The following is a 24,287-nucleotide window of genomic DNA, read 5'->3' on the forward strand; positions in this document are numbered from 1 at the left end:
AATTACAATGTTTTTTGTTTTTTCATTCTTCTTTCCAATTCTTCTCTCTGATAATCTCTGACGGTTTTTCCTGTTCCGTCGTGTCGCCAGCCCGGAGAATAGAAAAGATATTTTAGTTTATCTGTAAATTTCAAATCAGGCTGTTTCAAATCTACTGCTATTTTTCTCCATTCATAAAAAACCAGATTTACCGGACCATTATCTTCCATCTTTGGATAGATTCCATATTTAATAGGAACTTCAGGAACTTCTTTTTCGAATGTTCCGAAAATTCTGTCCCAAATAATCAAAGCCATTCCCATATTCCTATCAAGATACCGGATGTTGCAAGCGTGATGAACCCTGTGATGAGAAGGTGTTACCATAAACCATTCCAAAAATCCAAGATTCTTGACCGTTTGCGTATGAACCCAGGTCCCATAGACCTGCAATACAGAATAGGCAACCATTATATGCCAAGGGTTGAAGCCCAAAAATGCTAATGGCGAAAAATATAAGTATCTGTATAATGGTTGTAAAACGGGACTTCTAAATCCTGTTGTAATATTGAAGTGGTCTGAACTGTGATGCGTGATATGAACTGCCCAAAATGCCCTGGAATGGTGATCCACATAATGCAAAACGTAATAGGCAAAATCCTGCAAAACAAAAACGGCCACAAAATACCAAACATTGAATTCCCAATTGAAAAGACGATGATGATAAAAGAAAAACATCACAGCCATAGAAACGCCTTTCATTAGCAAGTCTAATCCATAATTTAGAACTGCCAGATAAACATTTGACAGAACATCTCTGGTTTCATATAATTTTTCTTTGTTGAAATGACTGTAAACCATCTCTCCTAAAATCACAACAGCATGAATCGGGATAGACCACATATAAATGATGCCCTGACCATTTTCACTGAAAATCTCTTTAAGCATATTTAATTTGAATTCTTAGATATTCCAAAGCAGGTCTTCATACATCTGCAAAATGATATCCTTGGAAAACCTGTTTTTGATTGATTCTTTTATATTCTCTTTGTTATTATTTTTATGTACAGCGTGTTTTATTTTTTCAGCAAAGCTATCGTAATTGTCGATATTTGCTATCTCTCCATTGATTTGATCCAGGATGATTTCGTCAATTCCACCTGGACAATTATTTGCCAAAGAATAGATCCCGCAGGCTCCAGCTTCTAAAAGAACATTTGGGAAACCTTCGTAACGTGAGGATAAAATAAACAAGTCGGCATATTTGAGATATTGATAAGGATTACTTTTCTTCCCATGAAAAATAACATGGTCCAATCCCAACATTTCTTTCATCTGTAAAAGCATTTCTTTATCCTTTCCATCGCCAAGAATGTGAAGCAAAATATTCTGATTCTTAAGTCTTGAAAAAACTTTCAAAAGATTGTCAAAACCTTTTCTGGCGGAGAGATTTCCAATAGCAACTACATTTTTGTGCTGATGAGAGAATTCAATTGGACGTTCGGATTCTTTCAGTTTTTCTTCAATGAAATTGATATCGACCGGATTGTTGATCTTAACCAATTTCTTTTTCTTGATACCAAAATTTTTAACAAGGTCGTGTTGCATATCATTACTCTGAGCAATGATTTTATCATATCCATTGTAGAATTTATAAAAAAAACGGATTTCTTTTCTGGTCACATGCTGGGAAACAACATTGGTTTCTCTTGCTATAAACTTGGTTTTAGGAAATAATCTTATGAATAATGACAAATAAGCATTCACCTCTCCAAAACCAGAAAACACAATATCAGGCTTTCTCCGTTTGATCTCCAGAAGAATTGGTTTCAAAGAGTTTCTAATTCTAGGCGTTTGAATGTCAATGATTTCAACATCCGGTTTCAAAAAATCAAGATATGCACCTTCTTTTCTTAACAAAAGAATTGATGGGGAGAATCGGTCTCTTGGAAGATGGTTTGCAATCGTTGTAATAATGCGCTCTGCACCTCCAGTTTCCAGATCGGGCAATATGAAAATGATTGATTTTTTCATCTATCAAAATTACAAAACCGAATTGGTAAATCCTATAAATAAAAATTGTTGGAAAATTCTCCAACAATTGGTGTATTTAGTTAGCTACATCGCTTATAAATTTGATTCTCAAAATCCTTACTTCTTCATCTGTAAGATCATCTCCATATTCTGCCAGAAGGGTTTTCATACTGTCACTTTCAGAATTTTTCATGAAATCCATAAATTCTTCTACAATATCTTCATCAAAATTCTCATCGATATAATAATCGATATTCAGTTTTGTGCCTTGATAAATGATACTTTCCATCTCGGAAAGAAGTTCTGTCATGGAGAGATTTTTCGCTTTGGCAATATCTTCCAGATCGATCTTCTTATCAGTATTCTGGATGATAAAAACCTTGTGGCTGGATTTGTTTGCCACTTGTTTCATCACCATATCCTGGGTTCTTTCTATCTCATTGTCTTCAACATATTTTTTGATGAAATCTGCAAATTCTTTTCCGTATTTTCTGGCCTTACCTTCTCCTACACCATAGATCTTGGCTACTTCTTCTACTGTTATCGGATATTGGACTGTCATATCTTCCAAACTTGGGTCCATGAAAACCGTGTAAGGTGGTATCCCATGTTTTTTGGCCACGGTCTTACGAAGCTCCTTCAATTGTCCAAACAATAACTGGTCAAGTCCACCACCAGCTTGGGTCTGTATCAGATCGCTATCTGCTTTTGATTTGATCTGGGATAGGTCGTACTCTCTATCTTCTGCAATTAGAAATGTACTTTTGGATTTCCCATCGATGACTTCTTTTCCTTTTTCAGAAAGTTTCAGTACACCGTAGGTCTCTATATCCTTTTTAAGATAATCCTGAACAGTAGCTTGTCTGATAATCGATTTCCAATAATTATCACTTTCTGCTTTTCCAAATCCAAAAAAATCAGTTTGTTCTAATTTATAAGATTTAGTAACGGCAGATTCTTTCCCTGCAATAATGGAGATCAGATCTTTTGTACGGAATTTTTCACCCAAAGACTTGATCATTTCCAAAACTTTTTTCAAGTCTTTTGTCGCATCTTTTAGTTTTGGTGGATTTTGTGAATTGTCACACATCTTTGCGCCTTCACCTTTTATCGGGTCGAATTTTTCACCGAAGTAATAAAGAAGATATTGTCTTCTGCTCATCGATGTTTCGGCATAGCCGACCACTTCATTCAGCAATTGAAGTCCGATCTCTCTTTCGGAAACAGGTTTCTGAGCCAAGAATTTTTCTAATTTCTCAATATCCTTAGGGTCATAAAATGCCAGGCAATAACCTTCTCCTCCATCTCTCCCTGCGCGACCGGTTTCTTGATAGTAACTTTCCAGAGATTTCGGAATATCATAATGAATTACAAATCTAACATCAGGCTTATCGATTCCCATTCCGAAAGCAATGGTTGCAACAATCACATCTGCCTCTTCCATTAAGAATTTATCTTGATGGAGAACCCTTGTTTTTTGATCCAAACCTGCATGGTAAGGTAAAGCGTTGATGCCATTGACCTGCAAAAGCTGAGAAAACTCTTCTACTTTTCTTCGGCTAAGGCAATAGACAATACCCGATTTTCCTTTATGTTGATTGATGAATTTTACAATCTCTTTATCCACGTTCACTTTTGGGCGGATCTCATAGAACAAATTAGCTCTGTTGAAACTTTCCTTGAAAACCAAAGCATTGTTCATTCCCAGAGTTTTCTGGATATCGTCTTGTACTTTAGGTGTAGCGGTCGCAGTTAAAGCAATTACAGGGACTTCAGCAATTTTATCGATAATGCCTTTCAGATTTCTGTATTCCGGGCGAAAATCGTGTCCCCATTCCGAGATACAATGCGCTTCGTCAATAGCAACAAAAGAAATTTTCACTTCTTTCAGAAACTCAAGATATTCTTCTTTGATGAGGGATTCCGGAGCAACATACAGCAACTTGGTTTTACCAGCCGTTATATCATCCATAACTTGCTTTGTCTGTGACTTATTGAGAGAAGAATTAAGAACGTGAGCTACGCCTTCATCAGACGACAGCCCATTAACAGCGTCAACCTGATTTTTCATTAATGCAATAAGAGGGGAAACAACAATAGCTGTTCCTTCCGAAATAAGTGCAGGCAACTGATAACAAAGAGATTTTCCGCCTCCTGTCGGCATCAATACAAATACATCATTATTTCCCAAAAGAGTTTTGATGATCTGTTCCTGCTGTCCCTTGAACTTAGAAAAACCAAAATATTTTTTCAGTTCTGCAGATAAGTTGATGTCTTTTGTGTCCATCCTTAAGATATTGTTTGCTAAATTTGCATTTTGTTGAAAGTTAAACGACTAAGATCTAACAAGAGAATCCTTGATTTTAGTGGATAAAAAAATGAAGCCCGAAAACTTCATTCCTTGTTAAAATTATTAGCGTGAAGATACAAAATAAATATTATTAAAAAAAATAATCAAACATTTTTAAAAGTTTTGAATCCAAAAGAAATCATTTCCAATGCCCATCAGGCATTAGATATAGAAATTAACGAATTGCAAAAACTGCGAGACAGATTAAACGACAGCTTCATCAAAAGTGTTTTGGCGATCAATGAGTCAAAAGGAAAACTGATAGTTGTCGGCATTGGAAAATCGGCACATGTTGGAAATAAAATTGTTGCAACGCTTAACTCTACAGGAACACCGTCTCAGTTTTTACATGCAGCGGAAGCTATTCACGGAGATTTGGGCGTTATTCAAAAACAGGACATTGTTTTGTGCATTTCATATTCGGGAAATTCTCAGGAGATCGTTAATCTTTTACCCTTTCTGAAAGATTATTCTTCTGTTCTAATCGGGATGACAGGAAATCCTGAAAGTAAACTTGGAAAAGCGTCTGATATTATTCTGAATACTCACGTTGACAAAGAAGCTTGCCCAAATAAATTGGCACCAACAAGCTCTACAACAGTTCAAATGGCTCTTGGCGATGCTTTAGCAGTCTGTTTGATGGAACTGAAAGGTTTTAAAGATATTGATTTTGCGAAGTTTCATCCCGGAGGAAGTCTTGGTAAAAACCTGACCGCAAAAGTGGAACAATTTGTTTCTCAGAACAAACCGGAAGTTTCTCCGGAATCGAGCATCAGAGATGTGATCATATCAGTAAGTGGCTCAAAACATGGGATCACTGTTGTTATCGACGATGAAAATATTGTTGGCGTAATCACAGATGGAGACATCAGAAGAATGCTTCTTGATCAAGATGATATTTCTAAAGTAAAAGCTTCTGACATCATTAGTAAAAATCCAAAAATCATTGATAAAGATAATCTTGCGAAAGAAGCAATGCAAATTTTGAAAGAATATAATATCGGACAATTAATTGTCACAAACGGTGGAAAATATTACGGGATTATTGACATTCATACGTTACTTGACGAAGGGATTAATTAATCTTAAGAATCATAAGATCAATTATAATTTATTATTAATATAGAATAATGAGTGAAGAAAAGGAAATGTCCTTTCTTGGGCATATCGGAGAACTAAGAGCACATTTGGTGAGGTCTATTTTGGCAATTGTGATTTTGGCGGTTATTGTCGGGTTCAATATCAATTGGGTAATGGACCATATTTTTTTCGGACCTACAAGAAATGATTTCTTGACATTCCGGATCGTGAATCATTACTCCAGAGAACTGACAGGCAATGACAGTTTTATTTTACCAGCACAATTCAGTGTTCAGCAGAAGCAATTGTTTCAACAGTTCAATGTGATGATGGCAGTTTCAATATTTTCGGGAGTTGTCTTGGCTTTTCCGTATATCGTTTGGGAAATTTGGAAATTCATCAGTCCTGCACTGATGCCGAAAGAAAAAAAGAATTCTATTTTCTATATCAATTCTATTTGGATCCTCTTTATGTGCGGTGTTTTGACGGGCTATTTTCTGATCTTGCCATTCGCGATCAATTTTGGGTTGCTGTTCAAGGTTTCGGATAATATCGTTCAGCTTTTCGATCTGTCAGATTACACTACTCTATTCTTGCAAGTTACACTAGGGATGGGTGTTGTGTTTCTATTTCCAATTGCCGTTTATATTTTGACATCAATCGGAATACTGACACCAAAATTCCTCAGAACTTACAGACGACACGCTATTGTCCTGATAATGGTAGTTGCAGCGATCATTACACCTGCTGATGTTCTGAGCATGATGGCAGCGGCACTTCCGTTAGTTATCCTTTATGAAATAAGTGTTTTGATGTCAAACTTTATTTACAAGAAAATGCAAAGACAATATCTGAAAAACGGAAACTAAGCCCGGATAAAAATAAAAAGATCAGCCAATCATAATTGCTGATCTTTTTATTAGAATAAGTTTAAAATTAACCTTTAACAATTTCTTTTCTAATGCGGCTCAGAGACGTATCCGTAATCCCAAGATAAGAAGCCACATTTTTAAGTGGTGCAAATTTCAGAACATCAGGCTTTTCTTCAATTAAAGAAAGATAACGTTCTGTAGCTGATTTGGTTATCATTTCCACAGAACGGTTTTTAAGATAGAATAACTGATAAGACATCCACGCTCTTCCCCATTCCGTAAGCGCCGGAATACTATGGAACAATTCCTGAAAATCCTCATAACTGATCTTCCAAACCACACAATCTGTCTCCGCCTGTATATTTTCTATCGAAGGAATTCTTTGGAATATTGAAGACGCTTCTATAATAATATCATTGATCGTAAAGAAATTAATCGTGATATCATCATTATTGATATCATAAACAAACGAACGCACAACGCCACTTTCCAGTACGAAATAATCATTGGATATTTCATTTTCCTTTAAGAAAAAATCACCTTTCTTATAATTTATCTTTTCGTGTTTATTGAAGATCAGACTGAGGCCTTCTTCAGAAAAAGCGGGATGCTGATAGATGTTTTTTAGTACGTCCATAAAATAAAAAAACGGAAAATCTAAAGTAATGGATTTTCCGTTAATATGAATTATTTTAATTGAAATTTTATTTCAATGCATTGATAGCGTTTTCGTAATTAGGTTCCTGCCCTATTTCCGGAACTTGCTCTGTATAGATTACTGTTCCTTTCTCATCCAAAGCAATAACTGCTCTGCTCAACAAACCTCTCAATGGGGAATCGTCCAAAGTCACGCCGTAATCTTCTCCGAAATTCCCTCTGAAGTCCGACAACACTTCTACATTGTCAAGACCTTCAGCCGCACAAAATCTATTAAGCGCAAATGGTAGATCTCTGGAAACATTAATAACAACAGTATTTTCCAAAGAACCAGCTTCTTTGTTGAATTGTCTTGCAGAAGCAGCACAAACGCCCGTATCGATGCTTGGGAAGATATTCAACAATACTTTTTTTCCAGTATAATCGGCCAGATGTTTTTCTGATAGATCTGCTCCGACTAATGTAAATTCCTGAGCGATAGTTCCAACTTCCGGCAAAGTTCCAACCGTATTGATAGGACTCCCTTTGAATGTAATTTGTGACATTGTTTTATTTTTTAGTAAGACTCAAAATTAGATATTTTTTTTCGAAATAAATATTAACAAATATTCTTATTTTAGCGCCCAAATTATTAAATACACAAATGAAAAAACTCTATTTTGGTGTATTACTGGTTTTTCCTTTGTTAGGAAGCGCTCAGTCGGTCATTGGGAATATTAATTCCGGTGCTGTTTCTGAGAATTCTTTCAGCCATTCTGTAGGAGAAATCTATGTAATACCGTCTAATCCGGATGATGCTAATTCCGGAACACTGGGAATCTTATACCAAACCAATTTAAAGGTTTTAGGTATTAATGAAATATTGAAAGACGAAGTTAAAATCTATCCCAATCCTACTGCCGATTTTATCAATCTACAATTAAGTTCGAAAACTAAAATTGACGAAGCTGTTATCTACGACAATTCCGGCAGAATGATTTTAAAAACAAAAATCGAATCGGATAAAATAGATTTACGCTCCCTCAATACAGGAATTTATCTACTTTATTTTACAAATACAGACATCAAACCTATAAAAATTATAAAAAAATAAAAACCAAATGAAAAAACTCTATATCGCTTTAAGCTTATTTTTAGCTTCTTTAGCCTATTCACAAGTTCCACAAGCTTTTACTTATCAAACAATTGCATTCAACTCTGCTGGTGCGCCAATTGCTAATGGAAATGTAAAATTAAGAATCAGCATTCTGGACAATTCTGCAACAGGAACTGTCTTATATACTGAGACTCATACAAAAACAACCAATTCCAAAGGTTTGGTTAATCTTAATATCGGACAAGGGACTGCAACTACAGGAAACTTCGGCGGAATCAATTGGGGAACGAATACAAAATTTGTAAAAGTGGAAATTGACCCAACTGGCGGAAGTAATTATACTAATGTTGGAGTGAATCAATTGATGAGTGTTCCTTATGCTCAAGTTAGCAAAACTGTTGTGACCGGTGCTGGACAAGGAATTACTTTGGTCTCTCCGAACGGAACTCCTTATGAAGTGAAAGTAAATGATGCTGGACAACTATCTTTACCAACTTCAAATTCATCAAGCACAAGTCCATCAAACTTATATTTATATGGTTCTTTTAATAATTGGTCTGCGACATCTTCGATTGAATTTGGCAAAAATATTCAACCGTTTGGTTCTGGTTTTAATGGTTTCATTTATCTAAAATCAGGAGACCAAATTAAATTTTTAGCAGATCAAACAGGAAATGTAATTTTAGGTAGTAGTGATGGATTATCCGGAAATTTAACTCAAAACGGTAATGCCATCAATATTCCTTCTAATGGATACTATAATATTTCGGTAAGCCAAAGTAATTATTATCAGATTTCTCCTATAAATATTTCGTATGGAGGTGTAACTATGAATTATGACTATACCAATTATACTTCCACTAATTTTAATTATAGAAATACTTCCACTACGACCATCAACAATTCTATAAAATTAGGAACATATACTTTTGGAGACAATTTGAATGATGGAAGTTTAGATTATAATGGATCAGATATATATACTCCGACAAGTAATGTTTTGAAAACAAAAATTAATTTTAATGGCTCCGGAACTTATCAGACTGTTAAGACCTTCACACCTCCTGCAACTCTTTATACAAAAGTTTACTACACTGATGGAACAGTAGGAAATCAATCAATAACTATGTCTTCATCTTCGAATATATTTACAGGATATTTCACCACTACTAATCCTGCGGTGATATATTTTACAGATTCATATACTGGAAATGGAACAATACAATACGGAGGACAAAATAATATATTAACACTTGCTGGTCAAGGTTTTATTAGTGTTCCAGAACCTGGCAATTATTCTGTAAAATTAGATTTTAATACATCAAGTTATTCGATTCAAAAACAATAAATACAATTAGACTGCAATAAGCAGTCTTTTTTATTTTAGTTAACAAGAAAACCACTCAAAAATCATATCTCTGATATTAGAAAATTATTATAAAAACACTAAATTTGTATGTTTTGAAAAAACAGTAAATAAAATCAACTACTATAATGTCAGAAAAATCAAAAATTATCTACACGCTTACGGATGAAGCGCCGATGCTTGCAACACATTCTTTTTTGCCTATCGTTAAGGCTTTTACTTCGGTTGCAGACGTTAACATCGTTCCAAAAGACATTTCACTTTCAGGGAGAATCTTGGCTAACTTTCCAGAGTTCTTGACTGATGACCAAAAAATTGGAGATGCTCTTTCAGAACTTGGAGAATTGGCTACAACTCCGGAAGCAAACATTATTAAATTACCAAACATTTCTGCTTCTGCGCCTCAATTAGAAGAAGCAATCGCAGAATTACAAGCTAAAGGTTTCGCTGTTCCAAATTATCCTGCTGAACCAAAAACTGAAGAAGAAAAAGCAATCAAAGCTAAATATGCTAAAGTTCTAGGTTCTGCTGTAAATCCTGTTCTAAGAGAGGGAAACTCAGACAGACGTGCGCCAAAAGCTGTTAAAAATTATGCTAAAGCTAATCCTCACAAAATGGGAGCTTGGGCATCTGACAGCAAAACAGATGTGGCTCATATGACCAGCGGAGATTTCTACGGAACGGAAACTTCTACAACAGTTGAAAATGATTCTAAATTCAAAATCGTGTTCTTCGGAAATGACGGTTCTGAGAAAGTTCTGAAAGATTTCGCGAACCTGAAAGCAGGTGAAGTAATTGATTCTTCTGTTTTGAATATCAATTCGTTGAAAGCTTTTGTTCAAGAAGCAATTGAAGAAGCAAAACAAAGAGGCGTTCTTCTTTCTGCTCACTTGAAAGCAACAATGATGAAAATCTCTGACCCAATTATTTTCGGTGCCATTGTTGAGACTTTCTTCAAAGATGTATTTACTAAATATGCTGAGACTTTCAAGTCTTTAGATATCAATCCAAATAACGGATTACAAAACCTTTACGATAAAATTGCTGGAATTCCTCAGGAAGCTGAAATCAAAGCTGACATCGATAAAGTTCTTGAAAACGGACCTAGAGTGGCGATGGTAAATTCTGACAAAGGAATCACGAATTTCCACGTGCCTTCTGATATTATTGTTGATGCGTCTATGGCTGCATTGATCAGAAACGGAGGAAAAATGTGGGATAAAGCTGGGGCTGAAGAAGATACAGTTGCAATTATTCCAGATCGTTCTTACGCGAGTTTCTATCAAGCAGCGATTGATGATATGAAAGCACACGGAAAGCTAGACCCTACGACAATGGGTTCTGTTCCAAACGTTGGATTGATGGCTCAGAAAGCTGAAGAATATGGTTCTCACGATAAAACTTTCCAGGCTGAAGCTGATGGAACTGTTAAAGTCCTTGATGAAAACGGAAACGTTCTTTTGGAGCAAAAAGTGGAAAAATCCGATATCTTCAGAATGTGCCAGACCAAAGATGCGCCAATTCAGGATTGGGTAAAATTAGCAGTAAACAGAGCGAGATTATCTGATACGCCTGCAATTTTCTGGTTGGATAAAGTAAGAGCGCACGACAGAGAAATCATCAAAAAAGTTGAGAAATATCTTAAAGATTACGATACAACCGGACTTGACATCAGAATCCTAGATGTGAAAGATGCAATGACAGAAACGCTTAAAAGAGCAAGAGAAGGTAAAGATACCATCTCTGTTTCCGGAAACGTTCTGAGAGATTATTTGACCGACCTATTCCCTATTTTGGAATTGGGAACTTCTGCAAAAATGTTGTCAATCGTTCCATTGATGAATGGTGGCGGATTGTTCGAAACCGGAGCTGGAGGTTCTGCGCCTAAACACATCGAACAATTTATCGAAGAAGGTTATTTGAGGTGGGATTCTCTAGGTGAATTCTTGGCGTTGCAAGCTTCTTTGGAGCATTTGGCTCAGACTCAGAATAATCCAAAAGCTCAGATTTTGGCTGATGCTTTAGATGAAGCGAATGCTAAATTCTTAGCAGAAGATAAATCTCCAGGAAGAAAATTAGGAACAATCGATAACAGAGGTTCACATTTCTATTTGGCAACTTATTGGGCAGAAGCTTTAGCAAATCAAACTAAAGATGCTGATATTGCTTCTAAATTTGCTCCAGTTGCAAAATCTTTGACAGAAAACGAAAGCAAGATTAATGAGGAATTAATTGGTGCTCAAGGTAAACCTCAGGAAATTGATGGTTATTACAGACCTGATTTTGATAAAACGGATAAAGCAATGAGACCTTCTGCAACGCTTAATGAAATCGTCAACGGAATTTAATTAATTCTTCCAATAAATTTTAAAAGCTCCTTTTCAGGGGCTTTTTTAGTATAATATATCACCCGATTTTATCTTCTACAATTACTCTTCTGTGTTCTCTTCCCCAATTGATCATTTCCCCGATTATTTTTCCGAAAGTTCTGCAATATTCTGTAGCTTCATATTCGATTAAAACGGGTATGTCTGGATAGACATTTCGCTTTACCAATTTATTCAGTTCCATATCTTTCAATTCTTTTGAAAGCATTCTTGTTGTGATTCCAGGAATACTTCTTTCGATTTCACGAAAACGTTTGTTACCATTGCAGAGTGAATTGATAACGGGAATTCGCCATTTTCCACCAATGAAATATAAGGTGTCCTGCAAGGCTCTCCGTTCTTCGGTCTGGTCTCTTTCCATAGTTGCAAAGTTAAATGATATAATGAATTATACTGATATACTCTGTGATACTGGTTACAAAAGTATATCAATTTGAAATAACTTTGTCAAAAATTTTAAAACAATGAACAAGTTCAATGACAAACTAGCCATCGTAACCGGTGGAAATAGCGGAATAGGTTATGCAACTGCAAAAGAATTAATCGCAGAAGGTGCAAATGTGATTGTTACAGGAAGAAGGAAGGAAGCTATTGAAAAAGCGGCAGAAGAATTGGGAGCAATTCCTTTTGTTGCAGACCAAGGAAAATTGGAAGATATAATATCTTTAAAAGATGAAATTGAAAGTCAATTCGGAAAAATTGATATTTTGTTTATTAATGCTGGAATTACCGGAAAATCAGATTCCATAGAAAATATGAGTTCAGAAAACTTTGATAATGTGATCGATATTAATTTCAAAGGTGCCTATTTTACTTTAAGCAAATTCATTCCCTTATTAAATGATGGTGCATCTGTTGTCTTTTTATCATCAATTGTTGCTTCAATTTATAAGCCCAACAGTTCTGTTTATCAGGCAAGTAAAGCCGCACTTAATTCAATTGCAAAAACAGCCGCCGTGGAATTAGCTCCAAGAAAGATAAGAGTGAACATCGTAAGTCCGGGCCCAACCAAAACAGAAATCATGACCAAGGCCGGATTGGATTCGAAAACTTTGGAAGGACTGAATGATTGGTTGACAGAGCTAATTCCCCTTAAAAAAATGGGAAATCCTGAAGATGTTGCAAAGGCTGTCGTTTATCTGTCGGATAACAATATTGCAAGTTTTATGACCGGAACTGAAATCGTAATCGATGGTGGAATGATTTTGTAAGAGCCGTGTTAAAAATTATATAAAACCCTTGGCAAATGCTAAGGGTTTTCCTTTGTTTAATTAAATTGCAGAGAGAAACTAAAATTAACATTTATGAAGCTTTTTGATATGAAAAAAATCTTTATTTTTTTTATTTATGTTGTTGGGATTTTGACGTTTAAAGCTCAGGGAAGAATAGACAAAGCTATTCAGAATCTGGAACAGAATTACACGCAGGAAAAAGTCTATGTTCTATTAGACAAAGACAATTATGTCGTTGGGGACAATATCTATTTCAAATCTTTTGTTTTCGATGGTTACAGGCGTTCAACCATTTCTAATACACTATTTGTAGAATTGTACGACCACAACAAAAATCTGGTAGACAAAAGAACAATTGCGCTCAAAAACGGCGAAGGTGATGGCTCTTTTGTATTGACCGAAGCTTTGAAAGAAGATATTTATTTCTTTCGTGCCTACACAGCTTGGATGGCAAATTTCCCTGAGGAATTCAATTTTATAAAGCCTGTCCCAATCTACAATCCAAAATCTGAACAAAAATTGGTACTTGATAAGAATATCAAATGGACCGCCAATGCTTTTCCGGAAAGTGGAACTTTTATTGAGAATATCAATACGAAAATTGCTGTAAGATTATTCTCTCAAGGCATTCCGCCTGCAAGCTGGAGCGGTTACATTATCGATGCGGAAAAGCCAGCCGAAAAATTGGTCAGTTTCAAAGGATTTGACCAAAATGTGAGCGCTTTCAATCTTACGCCAAAAGCAGGAAAAACTTACAAAGTAATTGTTGAGGATAATAAAGGAACTAAACAAACCATTGCTTTGCCAGCTGTCTCTAATTCAGGAGTTAATCTTCAGATAGCGAGTGATAACGACGGAATCAATTATGCATTAAAAAGTAATAATCTTGCAGAAGGTTTGAAAGGCCACAGCATTGTTGGGATCATTAATAATCAAATGGTCTACAGAGCTAACATCAAAAATACTTCAGCAGAAATTTCAAGTAAAATTCCGACGAAAATAAGCGATGATAAAAATGCAGTCTTGCAGTTAGTTATATTCAATGATAAAGAAGAAGTTGTTGCCAAAAGGCTTTGCTTCGTTAAGCCAAAAAATCTGATCATCGAACAACCGACCTTTGTTTCAATGTCTCTCAATAATGACCCGCGTTCTTTCAACAGCTTTGAATTAGAACCAGATACAGATTACCCAAGCTACACTGTGTTAGTCAAAGAAAATACAAAGACTGAAAGCACAAATGATAATAATATCTTGAGCGCACTTTGGCTGACAGGCGATTTTCCTTCTTCCATTTTTTCACCGGCTCGGTATTTTTCAAAAAATGCTAATACTGATGCTTTAGATGCTTTGTTGATTTCAGAAAGTTGGAAAAGATTTGATTGGGATTCTCTTCTGGCTGGAAAAACCCCGGAAATCAAATACAAACCGGAATCTAATCTTTCGTTCAAAGGAAAAGTTACCAACAATGGTCGTGCAATTCCAAACAAAAGCGTCAATTTATTATTCAATGCAGGTGGAACAGATAAAGGAATTTCTCAGGCTATAACAGATGATAATGGTTTTATTTATCTCAATAATATTTATTTTGATGAGCCTTTGACGGTTTCTTATTACCTGAATCAGGAGAAGAATAAAGCTTCAGAATCTGACAATGTGAATATCTATTTCCAGCCTTTGACAAACAATATTATCTACAAAAGTAATTTACCACCTACCAATTATCGTTTGGTAGATCCTGGGCAGAATTCCCAAGTGGGTTCTGATGTTGCCAAAGCACTTCAAAACAAAAAAAATCAACAGATCCTTAAAACCGCTAACGAGGAAACCCTAATTGAAGAAGTTAAGGTAACAGCAAAGAAAGTCGATCTAAAAGAAAAATTGGATAAAGAACTATCCAGTGGGAGATTCAGCAGTATGAATGCGACTATTTTTGATCTGGTCAATGAGAATCAAGATGCCCAAGCTTCCCTTAATATTATGCAATGGTTGCAAGGCAGAGCTGCGGGATTGACTTTCACAATGGATAATTCCGGAAATTATGTCCCAAGCATCCGTGGTTCACAAGCGAAGTTATTTTTGGATGAAATGCCTGTTGACGCAAGTATGATCAATTCACTTCCTGTCAGCAATATTGCAATGGTAAAAATCCTGAAAAACGATGGTCTGGTTGGTGATGCAGTTGCTATTTACACAAAAAGAGGAAATATGTTGGCCGACCAGAAAGACGATAAAAAAGAACAGACCAACAAAACCATTCTGAGAGGCTATGATAAAGCAACTGAATTTGAACAGCCAGACATTACCAGTGATGCTTACAGGAAGGTTGAAAAAGACACGCGTGAACTTCTGTATTGGAATCCAAATTTAACTCCAGAATCTGGACTTCCTGCGAGAGCTATATTCTTCAATAATGATGAAGCAAAAAACAGAGAAATCACAATCATAAGTTTTGACAAGGATGACAAACTTCTTTATTATAATGAAGTGAAATAATTATGGACAAAAGACTTTCCTATTCTGGAAAGTTTTTTTGTTTTAAATTAAACTTAAAATAATATCCTGGATCTCTTTTGCTTTATTTACGGTCATAAAATGTCCTCCATTTTCAATCACAAAATCAGTTTTCACATTTTTGATAGGGATTATTCTATCCTTATTTCCATGAATATGAAAACAGTTTTCAGGAATACTTTCATTCTTCCAATTTGCGATTTCATTGATTGCCCAAGAGAAAAAATCAAGTTCTGTATCTTGTAAAATTTCTTTTAAAAGTTGTTTTTCAGAATCAGTTTCGATTCCAAAAATCCAATTGGTAAGGGAATTTTGTTGTTTGAAAATCTTTTTTGGAATTAATTTGACGAGATTCTGTCTTCCAAATAATCTATAAACAAATGGAAGTTCAAACTTATTTTTTGCAGAAGCAATTAGAATCAACTTTTCAACTTTAATGATTTTTGAGATCTCGACAGTCAGCATTCCTCCGAAAGACAAACCGATCAGAATAGGATTTTCAGCAGTAATTTTCTTCGAAATTCTAAGCGCATAATTTTCCAAATTTTCCCTTTCCAAGGGTTGAATCCAATCTATGAATTCAACATCCAAAGTTCCAAAGTCAATATTGTTAAAAACTCTTTCATCAACTCCTAAACCACTGAAAACATAAATTTTACTCATACATAAATATAAAAAAAGACTGAAATTTTTCAGTCTTTTAATTTATAACATTTTCAAGTTGTTCACTTCTTGTTCCGTAAGGATTCTCCAGTGTCCTCGTTTGATGTTTTTCTTGGTCAATCCAGCAAACATTACTCTGTCCAGTGCTTCCACTTCGTAACCTAGTTTTTGGAAGATTCTTCTGATAACCCTGTTCCAACCGATGTGGATCTCGATTCCCACTTCATTCTTAGGTTTCCCTTCGATGAAAGAGATACTGTCAACTTCTGCAACACCTTCTTCCAAACGAATTCCTTCACCAATCGATTTCAAATCTTCGATTGATAATTTTCTGTCCAGTGTGACATGATAGATTTTCTTCATATTGAAAGACGGATGTGTCAGCTTCTTTGTCATATGACCGTCATTCGTTAAAAGAATAACACCAGTAGTCTGTCTGTCCAATCTTCCAACCGGGAAAATCCTATATGGAGAAGCGTTCGCAGTCAGATCCATTACCGTTTTTCTCGCTTTATCATCTTTTGTTGTAGAGATATAACCTTTTGGTTTGTTCAACAGAACATAAACTGGTTTTTCCGGCGTGATATTTTGTCCGTCAAAAACCACTCTGTCCGTTTTCTGAACCTGATAACCCATTTCAGTCACCACCTTTCCGTTAACTTCCACAAGACCTTGTGTAATGAGCTCATCAGCCTCTCTCCTACTGCAAATTCCAGAATTCGCAATATATTTGTTAAGTCTGATGGTATCTTTGAAAACCTCTTTATTTATCTTCTCAAATCTTCTCTTTTGGATAAAAGATTTGGTTTTATCTTCATCTCTTTCGGCTCTGTTGAAAGGTTTTTTCGGACCGAATTTTCTATCACCATTTTCGTATTTATCTCTACTGTCGAAGCGGTCGCCACCTCTTGTCGTCTTAGGTCCACGAGAATTTCCGAAAAATTTTCCACTGCCAGAATTACCTCTGCTATTGCTGGAGCTACGGGAGTTTCCGGAAGGTCTGCTACCTCCAGAAGTTCTTGGTTTTTTGTTTCTACCTGATTGATTTCCGTCTCCGCTCATTTTCTAAAATTTTTGCAAAGATAGTGATTTAGTTAAGAGTTACGAATTATGAACTAATATTTACGAAAATTGAGAATAATGGAATTCTAATTTCTCTTGTAAAAAATATAATCTGTATTGATTGGTTCTAGTCCAGCTTGCTTCATCAGCATCGCAAGCTGACCGCGGTGATAAGTAGAATGATTGATAAAATGGAATAAAATCCCCTGAATAGAATTTTGGAAATCATCTCCTTTTGAATTTTTGTAAACGATGATTTCATCAAGGTTTCTTTCGTTTAGAATTTTGATGCTGTTTTTGAAATTTGATTGATTGATTTCCAAAAGTTTTTCATCAGGATTGATTTGCCAAACTCCGAATGAAGGTCCAATAATAATCCTGGAATTCCAGATCTGTTGCGCATTGAGAATATGGTTGATAAGCGAGATCATTTTTTCATTAAAAGAATCTTTGTTCTCAAGATAGGATTCGATCAACAACTGATTAAAATGAGAATTATATTCTAATAAATCAATGAAATGTTCTTTCATATGTAAATACTTATTATTTTTAGTATCGCCTCAATCTTCATTGGTATTTATTTATCCGCTTTGATGAATGGCGATTTCATCATTCAAACATTTCTGCCAAACGAACTTTCTTGATTTCATCAACATTATAAAGTTCATTAGCTGTTTTCTTCGCCTCTAATTTGGGATAAAGATTGGCACCAATCAATTTGATCTTCCCCTCTTCTACCCAGCTTTGTTCTTTCACAGCCTGTTGGAAGATCATTTTTTGAATTTCTCCTGATTTTAATGATTCAAGATAACCACCTTTTTCTTCGATTTCAAGGAACAATTTCCAAGATCTTTCAGCGAATTGCCGTGTAATATCTTCCACGAAATAACTTCCGGAAGACGCATCTTCAAAAACATTGATGATACTCTCGTAAGCCAGAACAATCTGTTGTTTGAATGAAATTTCTTTGGAAAGTTCTGACGAATCATCAAATTTATAATCATTAGAAAAAACAGCATCTGCACCAGCTATCATTGCAGAAGCCAATTCTAAAGTTGAACGAATCAGATTATTGTCCGCATCATTTTTAGCTTTATTTCTAAATGAAGTTTCAGTAAAAATATAAGGAATCAAATCTTTTTCAAATTCCTTAGACAACTGATTGAACAGATATTTGAAAGCCCTGATTTTAGCAATTTCGAAAAAATAATTGGAACCAATTGCAAACCGGAAAACCAATTTTTCAAGAATTTCCGAACCGAATTTCTCTGTTAATTCTTTAGATTTTGCCAATGCAAAAGCCAATTGCTGAATGATAGAAGCCCCAGCATTTTGATGCAGACTTACATCAACGCCAATCTGTCTTTCGAAAGTTTTTGATAATAATTCGCCAGCCAAATGCTCATCAATTTCAGCAGCTTTGTCATCAGAAAAAATATCGATCAAAGAAAAATACCGATTGGAATCTACCGTTAAAATATGTTCTGCCAAATCTTGATTGTTGATAAAAATTGCTTTTTCTTCAAGATTTTCAACATTTTCATTCAAAAGAAAAGCAAAAGCCTGTTCTTCCAGACCATCCTGATACTCTGCAACAAGATGTGTGCTTTCTTCAAATTTCGGAAGGATTTTGGTTTCAGAATTATTTTGATAATAAGGCTTTACAGTAATGTTTTCGAGATTATCTTTAGAAAGAATTTCATAAATATTTTCTGTTTTGAGCTGCTTTTTCACAAGCTTTTCCCAATCTTCTAAAGTATTTTCTATGAAACTCATTTTGTTTATTTTTTTGCAATTTTAGAACTGTCAACTACTAAGATGAAAATTTCCTCGTTAGGTTTCTTCATAAAGTAATTTTCACGGGCATATTTTTCTTTTTCCTGCTTGTTGTTCATCAGTTTACGGTAGAACTTGTCATTCTTTTCGTATTCTGTCTTGTAGAATTCGCGTTGGTTTTCATAGCGTTTGATTTCACCATTCAACTCATTGATAACGAGAAAAGAAGTGCTATCAAAAAATATCATCCAGACCAAAAATCCAACCAATGTCAACACATATTTGTTGAACACGTAAGTCTGGAAAAACTTAAGTGTCGGCGATTTTTTCTTGATATCTTTGATTAGTTCTTTCATAATGAATGATTTAAGATTAATGAACTTTTTTAAGTGAATTGTTAATCACTGTCGTTAAAAAATCTATTGCAACAGAATTTTGTTTCATATTAGGAACGATCAGGTCTGCTTCATTTTTAGAAGGCTCGATAAATTCCTGATGCATCGGTTTCAAAGTTGTCTGATATCTATGCAGGACTTCCTGCAAATCTCTTCCTCTTTCCTGAGTGTCTCTGCGGATTCTTCGGATCAATCTTTCATCTGAATCTGCGTGCACAAACACTTTCAGGTCAAATTCTTTCAGTAATTCTTTGTTTGTCAAAACTAAAATTCCTTCCACGATCAGAACACTTCTTGGTTCCACAGTAACATGGTCGCCCGTTCTGGAATGCGTCACAAAAGAATAAATCGGCTGTTCTATACTCTGATGATTTTTCAGGGCTTTAACGTGTTCTAACAGAAGCTCAAAATCGATTGATTTTGGATGGTCGTAATTGAGAACTTCTCTTTCAGATAAAGTAAGGTTGGGATTGTCGTGATAATAATTATCTTGAGAAAGTACATTAACACCTTCTAAATTAAGTTGTTGAAGAATCTTATTAACAACGGTTGTTTTTCCGGAACCTGTTCCTCCGGCAATTCCTATCACGAGCATCTCTACATTTTTTACAAAAATAGTATAATTTTTTTTTCGGGATCAAATAAAACTTAAAATTCCTTCCACAAAAAAAGCTGTGATTTACAGCTTTCTTTATTATCTTCTTCCAGAATTATCATTATTCCTGATTTGCGGTTGTGACTGTTCCTGCTTCTGAGGTGCAACTTTGATTTTATTAGACTCTCTTCTAGTCGGCTGAACCCTAATGTTATTATTCTGTTGAGTTCTTACATTGTTCGGTTGAACCCTAATGTTATTATTCTGCTGAGTTCTTATGTTGTTTGGTTGAACCCTGATGTTATTATTTTGCTGAGTTCTAACATTATTGGGTTGAACTCTTATACTATTTGATTGAGAACGTACGCTATTTGGGATTTGATTCTGCAAAGAACTTCTTCTTGGAGAAACAATTACCGTATTTCTGCTTCTATTATTGTAATTGTAAACGTTGCCATTCCTATAGTAACTTCCGTTATAATCATAATAAACTATGTTTGGAGCATACCAGTAACCATCTGGAGACTGATAATATCCCGCTCTGTAACCATCTGAATATCCTTGTGAGTAAGGGTCGTTATATCCATAAGAATCTGTCGTTGCAACACACGAGACCAAGCTCATTGCAAAAACTGTCATTAATATTTTGATTGAATTTTTCATTTCTTTGACCTTTATACTTTTCAATATATAAGTTACAAAGAATCTGCCAAGATGGATTGTGTGAAATTTTACAGAGAAATGGTCTTGATTGATAGAAACTATTCTTCAGGAGAAATTCCCAAAACATAATAGAAAACTGCCAAAACTCTGGCAAAAAATTCACGGGTATGGTTTCTGTAGAAACTCTCATTCTTGCTGACATCCTGCGCATCGAATCCAAGCGCATTCATTCCATTATTTCGGGCAAAGAACAATGCTCGCAGATTATGAAAACCTTGTGAGACGATGATGACATTTTTCTGTTTGTAAACATTTTTACAACGCAAAATGCTTTTGTGCGTGTTGAAACCTTTTGGATCTTTGACAATTATATTTTCCGGAACACCTTCATTATAAACAAGGAATCTCGTCATTGCTTCGGTTTCGTCATAATTTTCACTTTTCTCTCCGCTTACGATGATTTTTTTTATTTTTCCGTGATGATAAAGCGTTCCAACAGCATCCATTCTCGCCACAAAATAAGGATTTGCGACACCTGAACGCATCTTTGGGGAAGTTCCCAAAACCAGAGCGCAATCTCTCGGCGGAACTTTGCTGATTTTGGTATAAGTTCTTCCACTGGTAAGCGCATACACCCAGAAATTCGCTAAAACCATCAGCAAAATCCCCAGCTCCAAAAGTCTGAAAAGGACTTTTAAAATATTTGTAAGCGCTTTGAACATATTTTAATGCAAATCAAAATCTAAATATACGTCTTTACTCATCGCTATGGAAACACAAGGCAAAATTTTCCCCTGAAGTTTCTCATTTTCGGTCAGATATTCGTCTTCTGTCATATCCACCTCTCCATTTTTCAGATAGCAGAGACAGCTTCCACAGATTCCCGATTTGCAGGAATAAGGCAGTTTGTAACCCAGATCCAATAATTGCTGAAGGATTTTTCGTTCGTTATTTTTCAGAATAATTCCGTCTTTTTCAATATGATTGAATTTGATTTTGACATTCACATTTTCAATCAGAGGAAATTCTTTTTCAGTTGGGTAAATATCTTCATTAAAAGCCTCAAACAATTCGAAATGAATATTCTTCTTCGGGACCCCGTGATTGTAACAAGCATTCGCAACGGATTTTATCATTGCTCCGGGACCACAGATCAAAACTTTGTCTGTACTGTCCCAAATTGTCGATTCTTCATCCTCTTCATCCAAATGGAGAATCTGATTGATGATCAAAGAAATTTTCCTCTCGTCCAATCGTCCCTGGAAAAGTTTGTCCTTAATAGGTTCTTGTGACAGAAAATAATAAACTTGGAATCTTCCGACATTTTCTTTCTGTAGATCTTCCAATTCCTGCTTCAGAACAATATCTTCATAGCTCTTATTCCCATAAAAAAGAAAGATTCTTGCAAATTGCTCTTCGTAAAGAATATTTTTGATATGACTGAAAATCGGAGTGATTCCAATTCCGGATGCGAAAGCCAGAATTGTTCTTTTTTCGTTCGGTCTTGAGGGAATGAAAAATCGTCCAAGAGGTTCACTCACAGATATTTCATCACCAATCTGATAACTTTCGAATAAAAAGTTGGTTGAGCTTTCATCGCCATTGATTTTGATGGCCAATTCAATTTTATTTTCAAAAGGTGCAGATGTGAAAGAATAATCATTCTGAATTTCTTTTTCGTTGAAGTGATATTTCAGCGTCACATATTGCCCGGCTTGATATTGATATTGCAGTTTCAGCTCCGCAGGAATCGCTAATTCCAACGCAAACGCATTTTTGGTAAGTTGCCGTTTTTTAGCTATTTTTAGCCTGTGAAACTGAGGTTGATTTGCGATTGTTAATTGATTCTCCATTGTCAAGAATCAAATTTAATCAAATTTGAGAAAAGAAAAAATCTAAATAGCAAAGCTTCGTTTTCAACTTTAAATAAAATAATCTATGAAAAAATTCCTGATATATTCCGTTTTATCACTCAGCCTTTTAGCTTGTAAAAAAAATGATGAAAAAGTGGCTGAAGTCGAGGCAAAAGAAGATTCGATAAAAGTTGAGCCAACAAAACCGGAAGCTGATGTTGCAAAGCTGACGGAACTTTCTCCTGAAAAAATCACGGAAGTTTTAAAGTCCAATCATTCTGATACACTTTATGTGACCAACTTTTTCGCGACCTGGTGCGGACCGTGTATGCAGGAAATTCCGCATTTCAGAAAAAAAATGGAGGAATTGACCAATCAACCTGTAAAGTTCACTTTTGTGAGCCTTGACAACAAAACAGATTGGGCAACGGATGTCAGCGATTTTGCCGATGAATATGATATCAGAAATAATGTCATTCTTCTGGACGGAATGCTTTTGAAGGAAGATTTTTTCAAGCAAAATTTCCAATCCTGGAACGGAGAAGCCATTCCTTTTACCTTAATCAGAAAAGGTGATAAGTCTGATGAAACCGTTGGTTCTATGACAGAAGAAATGCTGAATCAGAAAATCGAGAAACTTTTAGCCAATAATACTTCTGCGAAAGTTATTGATAATAAAGAAAAAGCAATGATTTCCAGTCCTAAAAAATCTTTGAAATAATAATTAATTTTTGATGAAACGTTTTCCTGTTTTGGTGATTTTAATAATCCTCTTTGCGATTATTGCGTTTTTCATCAATCTCAATATTGGTTTTGCAAAACTCAGTTTTTCTGATTTTATCAATTCAGGGTCCGAGAATTTTCAGATTGCAGGATTCAGGATCAATAGGGCCTTGGCAATGCTTTTGACAGGAATTGCGATTCCGACAAGTGGATTCCTTTTGCAGGAATATTTCAAGAATCCTTTGGCCGGTCCGGATGTTTTAGGAATCACTTCGGTTTCCAGTTTGTTTGTTGCCTTTTATATTTTCTTTTCACAGAATATTCTGATTCCTGATTTTCTACAAAATAGTTTCATCAGCTTATCATCGATCATAGGAAGTATTGTTCTAATGATGATTTTGCTGTTATTTTCAAATCGATTTCGTGATAAAAGTTTCATCATTATTTTCGGATTTTTGATCTCGGCTTTGGCTGGTGCTGTGGTTTCATTTCTTCAGTTTTATGTGGAAAGTCAAAGCTTGAAAAACTATATTTTATGGACTTTTGGAGCAAATAATCAAGCAAATTTGATTCAAATTCTGATTCTTACAGTTTTAATTATCATTGGACTTATTTTCACTTTCAAATCCATAAAACCATTAATTGGAAACGCGCTTGGAACAGCTTATGCACAAAGTTTTGGAATCAGTCAATCCAAGCTTAAAATCAGCATTATTGTAGCTTCTTCCCTACTTTCTGCTTCGGTTACGGCTTTTTTAGGACCGATTTTATTTATTGGTGTTGTCGTCCCTCATTTTTGCAGAATGATCTGGAATCCAGCGCAACTTTGGCATCAATGGATTCTGAATATGATATTGGGCATTTTTATAATGCAGATTTTTTCGATTATTTCTGAGTTGAGTCAGTTTCCGATTAATATAATCACGACGTTTTTTGGGATTCCTGTGATATTGTTGATGTTGATGAAAAATAATAAATAGTTTTTATCGCAAAG

Annotated in this window: 24 protein-coding genes; 9 read left to right on the forward strand and 15 right to left on the reverse strand. The window is 35.2% G+C overall.

All coding sequences use genetic code 11. The annotated features are described in order from the left end of the window. Positions 1-2: 2 nt before the first annotated feature. From BLT30_RS12825 to recQ, 3 genes are all read right to left on the reverse strand, one after another. Entirely contained in the window at positions 3-926 is a 924-nt protein-coding gene (locus BLT30_RS12825; RefSeq protein ID WP_245707179.1) for a sterol desaturase family protein, read from the reverse strand. 15 nt (positions 927-941) lie between these two features. After that, positions 942-2,012, reverse strand: a complete 1,071-nt coding sequence (locus BLT30_RS12830) for a glycosyltransferase (protein ID WP_089873943.1) — start codon at positions 2,010-2,012, stop codon at positions 942-944. 76 nt (positions 2,013-2,088) lie between these two features. Next, positions 2,089-4,299 (reverse strand): DNA helicase RecQ, encoded by a 2,211-nt coding sequence (gene recQ / locus BLT30_RS12835; protein WP_089873944.1) that lies wholly within the window; start codon positions 4,297-4,299, stop codon positions 2,089-2,091. A 186-nt stretch (positions 4,300-4,485) separates the two neighbouring features. Here recQ and BLT30_RS12840 point away from each other — a divergent pair, with 186 nt between their 5' ends. Both BLT30_RS12840 and tatC read left to right on the forward strand, forming a co-directional pair. Beyond that, positions 4,486-5,445, forward strand: a complete 960-nt coding sequence (locus BLT30_RS12840) for a KpsF/GutQ family sugar-phosphate isomerase (protein WP_089873945.1) — start codon at positions 4,486-4,488, stop codon at positions 5,443-5,445. A gap of 47 nt (positions 5,446-5,492) precedes the next feature. After that, positions 5,493-6,311, forward strand: a complete 819-nt coding sequence (tatC, locus tag BLT30_RS12845) for a twin-arginine translocase subunit TatC (protein ID WP_089873946.1) — start codon at positions 5,493-5,495, stop codon at positions 6,309-6,311. A 67-nt stretch (positions 6,312-6,378) separates the two neighbouring features. Here tatC and BLT30_RS12850 read toward each other — a convergent pair whose 3' ends face one another. Both BLT30_RS12850 and tpx read right to left on the reverse strand, forming a co-directional pair. Continuing rightward, a complete protein-coding gene (locus BLT30_RS12850) occupies positions 6,379-6,951 on the reverse strand; it encodes a Crp/Fnr family transcriptional regulator (RefSeq protein WP_089873947.1) in 573 nt (190 codons plus the stop codon). 67 nt (positions 6,952-7,018) lie between these two features. Beyond that, positions 7,019-7,516, reverse strand: a complete 498-nt coding sequence (gene tpx / locus BLT30_RS12855) for a thiol peroxidase (RefSeq protein ID WP_089873948.1) — start codon at positions 7,514-7,516, stop codon at positions 7,019-7,021. Between the two features lie 98 nt (positions 7,517-7,614). On the opposite strand from tpx, the gene BLT30_RS12860 reads away from it, so the two are divergent. The 3 genes from BLT30_RS12860 (at position 7,615) to BLT30_RS12870 (ending at position 11,781) form a co-directional block, all read left to right on the forward strand. Continuing rightward, positions 7,615-8,064 carry a T9SS type A sorting domain-containing protein gene (locus BLT30_RS12860; protein WP_089873949.1) on the forward strand — a complete coding sequence of 150 codons (450 nt, stop codon included), beginning with the start codon at positions 7,615-7,617 and terminating at the stop codon, positions 8,062-8,064. Positions 8,065-8,071: 7 nt separating this feature from the next. Further along, positions 8,072-9,415, forward strand: a complete 1,344-nt coding sequence (locus BLT30_RS12865; protein WP_089873950.1) for an autotransporter outer membrane beta-barrel domain-containing protein — start codon at positions 8,072-8,074, stop codon at positions 9,413-9,415. Between the two features lie 146 nt (positions 9,416-9,561). Beyond that, the gene (locus BLT30_RS12870; protein ID WP_089873951.1) at positions 9,562-11,781 is read left to right on the forward strand and encodes an NADP-dependent isocitrate dehydrogenase; all 2,220 of its coding nucleotides are present in this window, start codon (positions 9,562-9,564) and stop codon (positions 11,779-11,781) included. 58 nt (positions 11,782-11,839) lie between these two features. Here the strand turns inward: BLT30_RS12870 and BLT30_RS12875 are convergent, their stop codons facing one another. Further along, on the reverse strand, positions 11,840-12,181 hold the full coding sequence (locus BLT30_RS12875) for a winged helix-turn-helix transcriptional regulator (protein ID WP_089873952.1): 342 nt from the start codon (positions 12,179-12,181) through the stop codon (positions 11,840-11,842). 103 nt (positions 12,182-12,284) lie between these two features. Between BLT30_RS12875 and BLT30_RS12880 the strand changes: the two genes are divergently transcribed. Beyond that, entirely contained in the window at positions 12,285-13,031 is a 747-nt protein-coding gene (locus BLT30_RS12880; protein ID WP_139166658.1) for an SDR family oxidoreductase, read from the forward strand. A gap of 108 nt (positions 13,032-13,139) precedes the next feature. Then, positions 13,140-15,545 (forward strand): hypothetical protein, encoded by a 2,406-nt coding sequence (locus BLT30_RS12885; RefSeq protein WP_089874343.1) that lies wholly within the window; start codon positions 13,140-13,142, stop codon positions 15,543-15,545. Positions 15,546-15,587: 42 nt separating this feature from the next. Here the strand turns inward: BLT30_RS12885 and BLT30_RS12890 are convergent, their stop codons facing one another. From BLT30_RS12890 to BLT30_RS12930, 9 genes are all read right to left on the reverse strand, one after another. After that, a complete protein-coding gene (locus BLT30_RS12890) occupies positions 15,588-16,226 on the reverse strand; it encodes an alpha/beta fold hydrolase (protein ID WP_089873953.1) in 639 nt (212 codons plus the stop codon). 42 nt (positions 16,227-16,268) lie between these two features. Beyond that, positions 16,269-17,288 carry a pseudouridine synthase gene (locus BLT30_RS12895; RefSeq protein WP_089873954.1) on the reverse strand — a complete coding sequence of 340 codons (1,020 nt, stop codon included), beginning with the start codon at positions 17,286-17,288 and terminating at the stop codon, positions 16,269-16,271. Between the two features lie 86 nt (positions 17,289-17,374). Beyond that, entirely contained in the window at positions 17,375-17,818 is a 444-nt protein-coding gene (locus BLT30_RS12900; RefSeq protein ID WP_089873955.1) for a DinB family protein, read from the reverse strand. 79 nt (positions 17,819-17,897) lie between these two features. Continuing rightward, positions 17,898-19,064: a methylmalonyl-CoA mutase family protein gene (locus BLT30_RS12905; RefSeq protein WP_089873956.1), complete on the reverse strand. Its 1,167-nt coding sequence runs from the start codon at positions 19,062-19,064 to the stop codon at positions 17,898-17,900. Positions 19,065-19,069: 5 nt separating this feature from the next. Beyond that, positions 19,070-19,420: an FtsB family cell division protein gene (locus BLT30_RS12910; RefSeq protein WP_089873957.1), complete on the reverse strand. Its 351-nt coding sequence runs from the start codon at positions 19,418-19,420 to the stop codon at positions 19,070-19,072. Positions 19,421-19,436: 16 nt separating this feature from the next. After that, positions 19,437-20,054: a uridine kinase gene (gene udk, locus BLT30_RS12915; RefSeq protein WP_027382217.1), complete on the reverse strand. Its 618-nt coding sequence runs from the start codon at positions 20,052-20,054 to the stop codon at positions 19,437-19,439. A 99-nt stretch (positions 20,055-20,153) separates the two neighbouring features. Next, positions 20,154-20,717, reverse strand: a complete 564-nt coding sequence (locus BLT30_RS12920; protein ID WP_089873958.1) for a hypothetical protein — start codon at positions 20,715-20,717, stop codon at positions 20,154-20,156. Between the two features lie 98 nt (positions 20,718-20,815). Then, complete coding sequence (locus BLT30_RS12925; RefSeq protein ID WP_089874344.1) at positions 20,816-21,373, reverse strand: SanA/YdcF family protein; 558 nt, start codon at positions 21,371-21,373, stop codon at positions 20,816-20,818. Positions 21,374-21,442: 69 nt separating this feature from the next. Further along, entirely contained in the window at positions 21,443-22,570 is a 1,128-nt protein-coding gene (locus tag BLT30_RS12930; protein ID WP_089873959.1) for a 2Fe-2S iron-sulfur cluster-binding protein, read from the reverse strand. A gap of 85 nt (positions 22,571-22,655) precedes the next feature. On the opposite strand from BLT30_RS12930, the gene BLT30_RS12935 reads away from it, so the two are divergent. Both BLT30_RS12935 and BLT30_RS12940 read left to right on the forward strand, forming a co-directional pair. After that, on the forward strand, positions 22,656-23,291 hold the full coding sequence (locus tag BLT30_RS12935; protein WP_089873960.1) for a TlpA family protein disulfide reductase: 636 nt from the start codon (positions 22,656-22,658) through the stop codon (positions 23,289-23,291). Positions 23,292-23,304: 13 nt separating this feature from the next. After that, complete coding sequence (locus BLT30_RS12940; RefSeq protein WP_089873961.1) at positions 23,305-24,273, forward strand: FecCD family ABC transporter permease; 969 nt, start codon at positions 23,305-23,307, stop codon at positions 24,271-24,273. Positions 24,274-24,287: the final 14 nt, after the last annotated feature.

The organism is Epilithonimonas hungarica (assembly GCF_900102265.1).
Lineage (GTDB): Bacteria > Bacteroidota > Bacteroidia > Flavobacteriales > Weeksellaceae > Epilithonimonas > Epilithonimonas hungarica.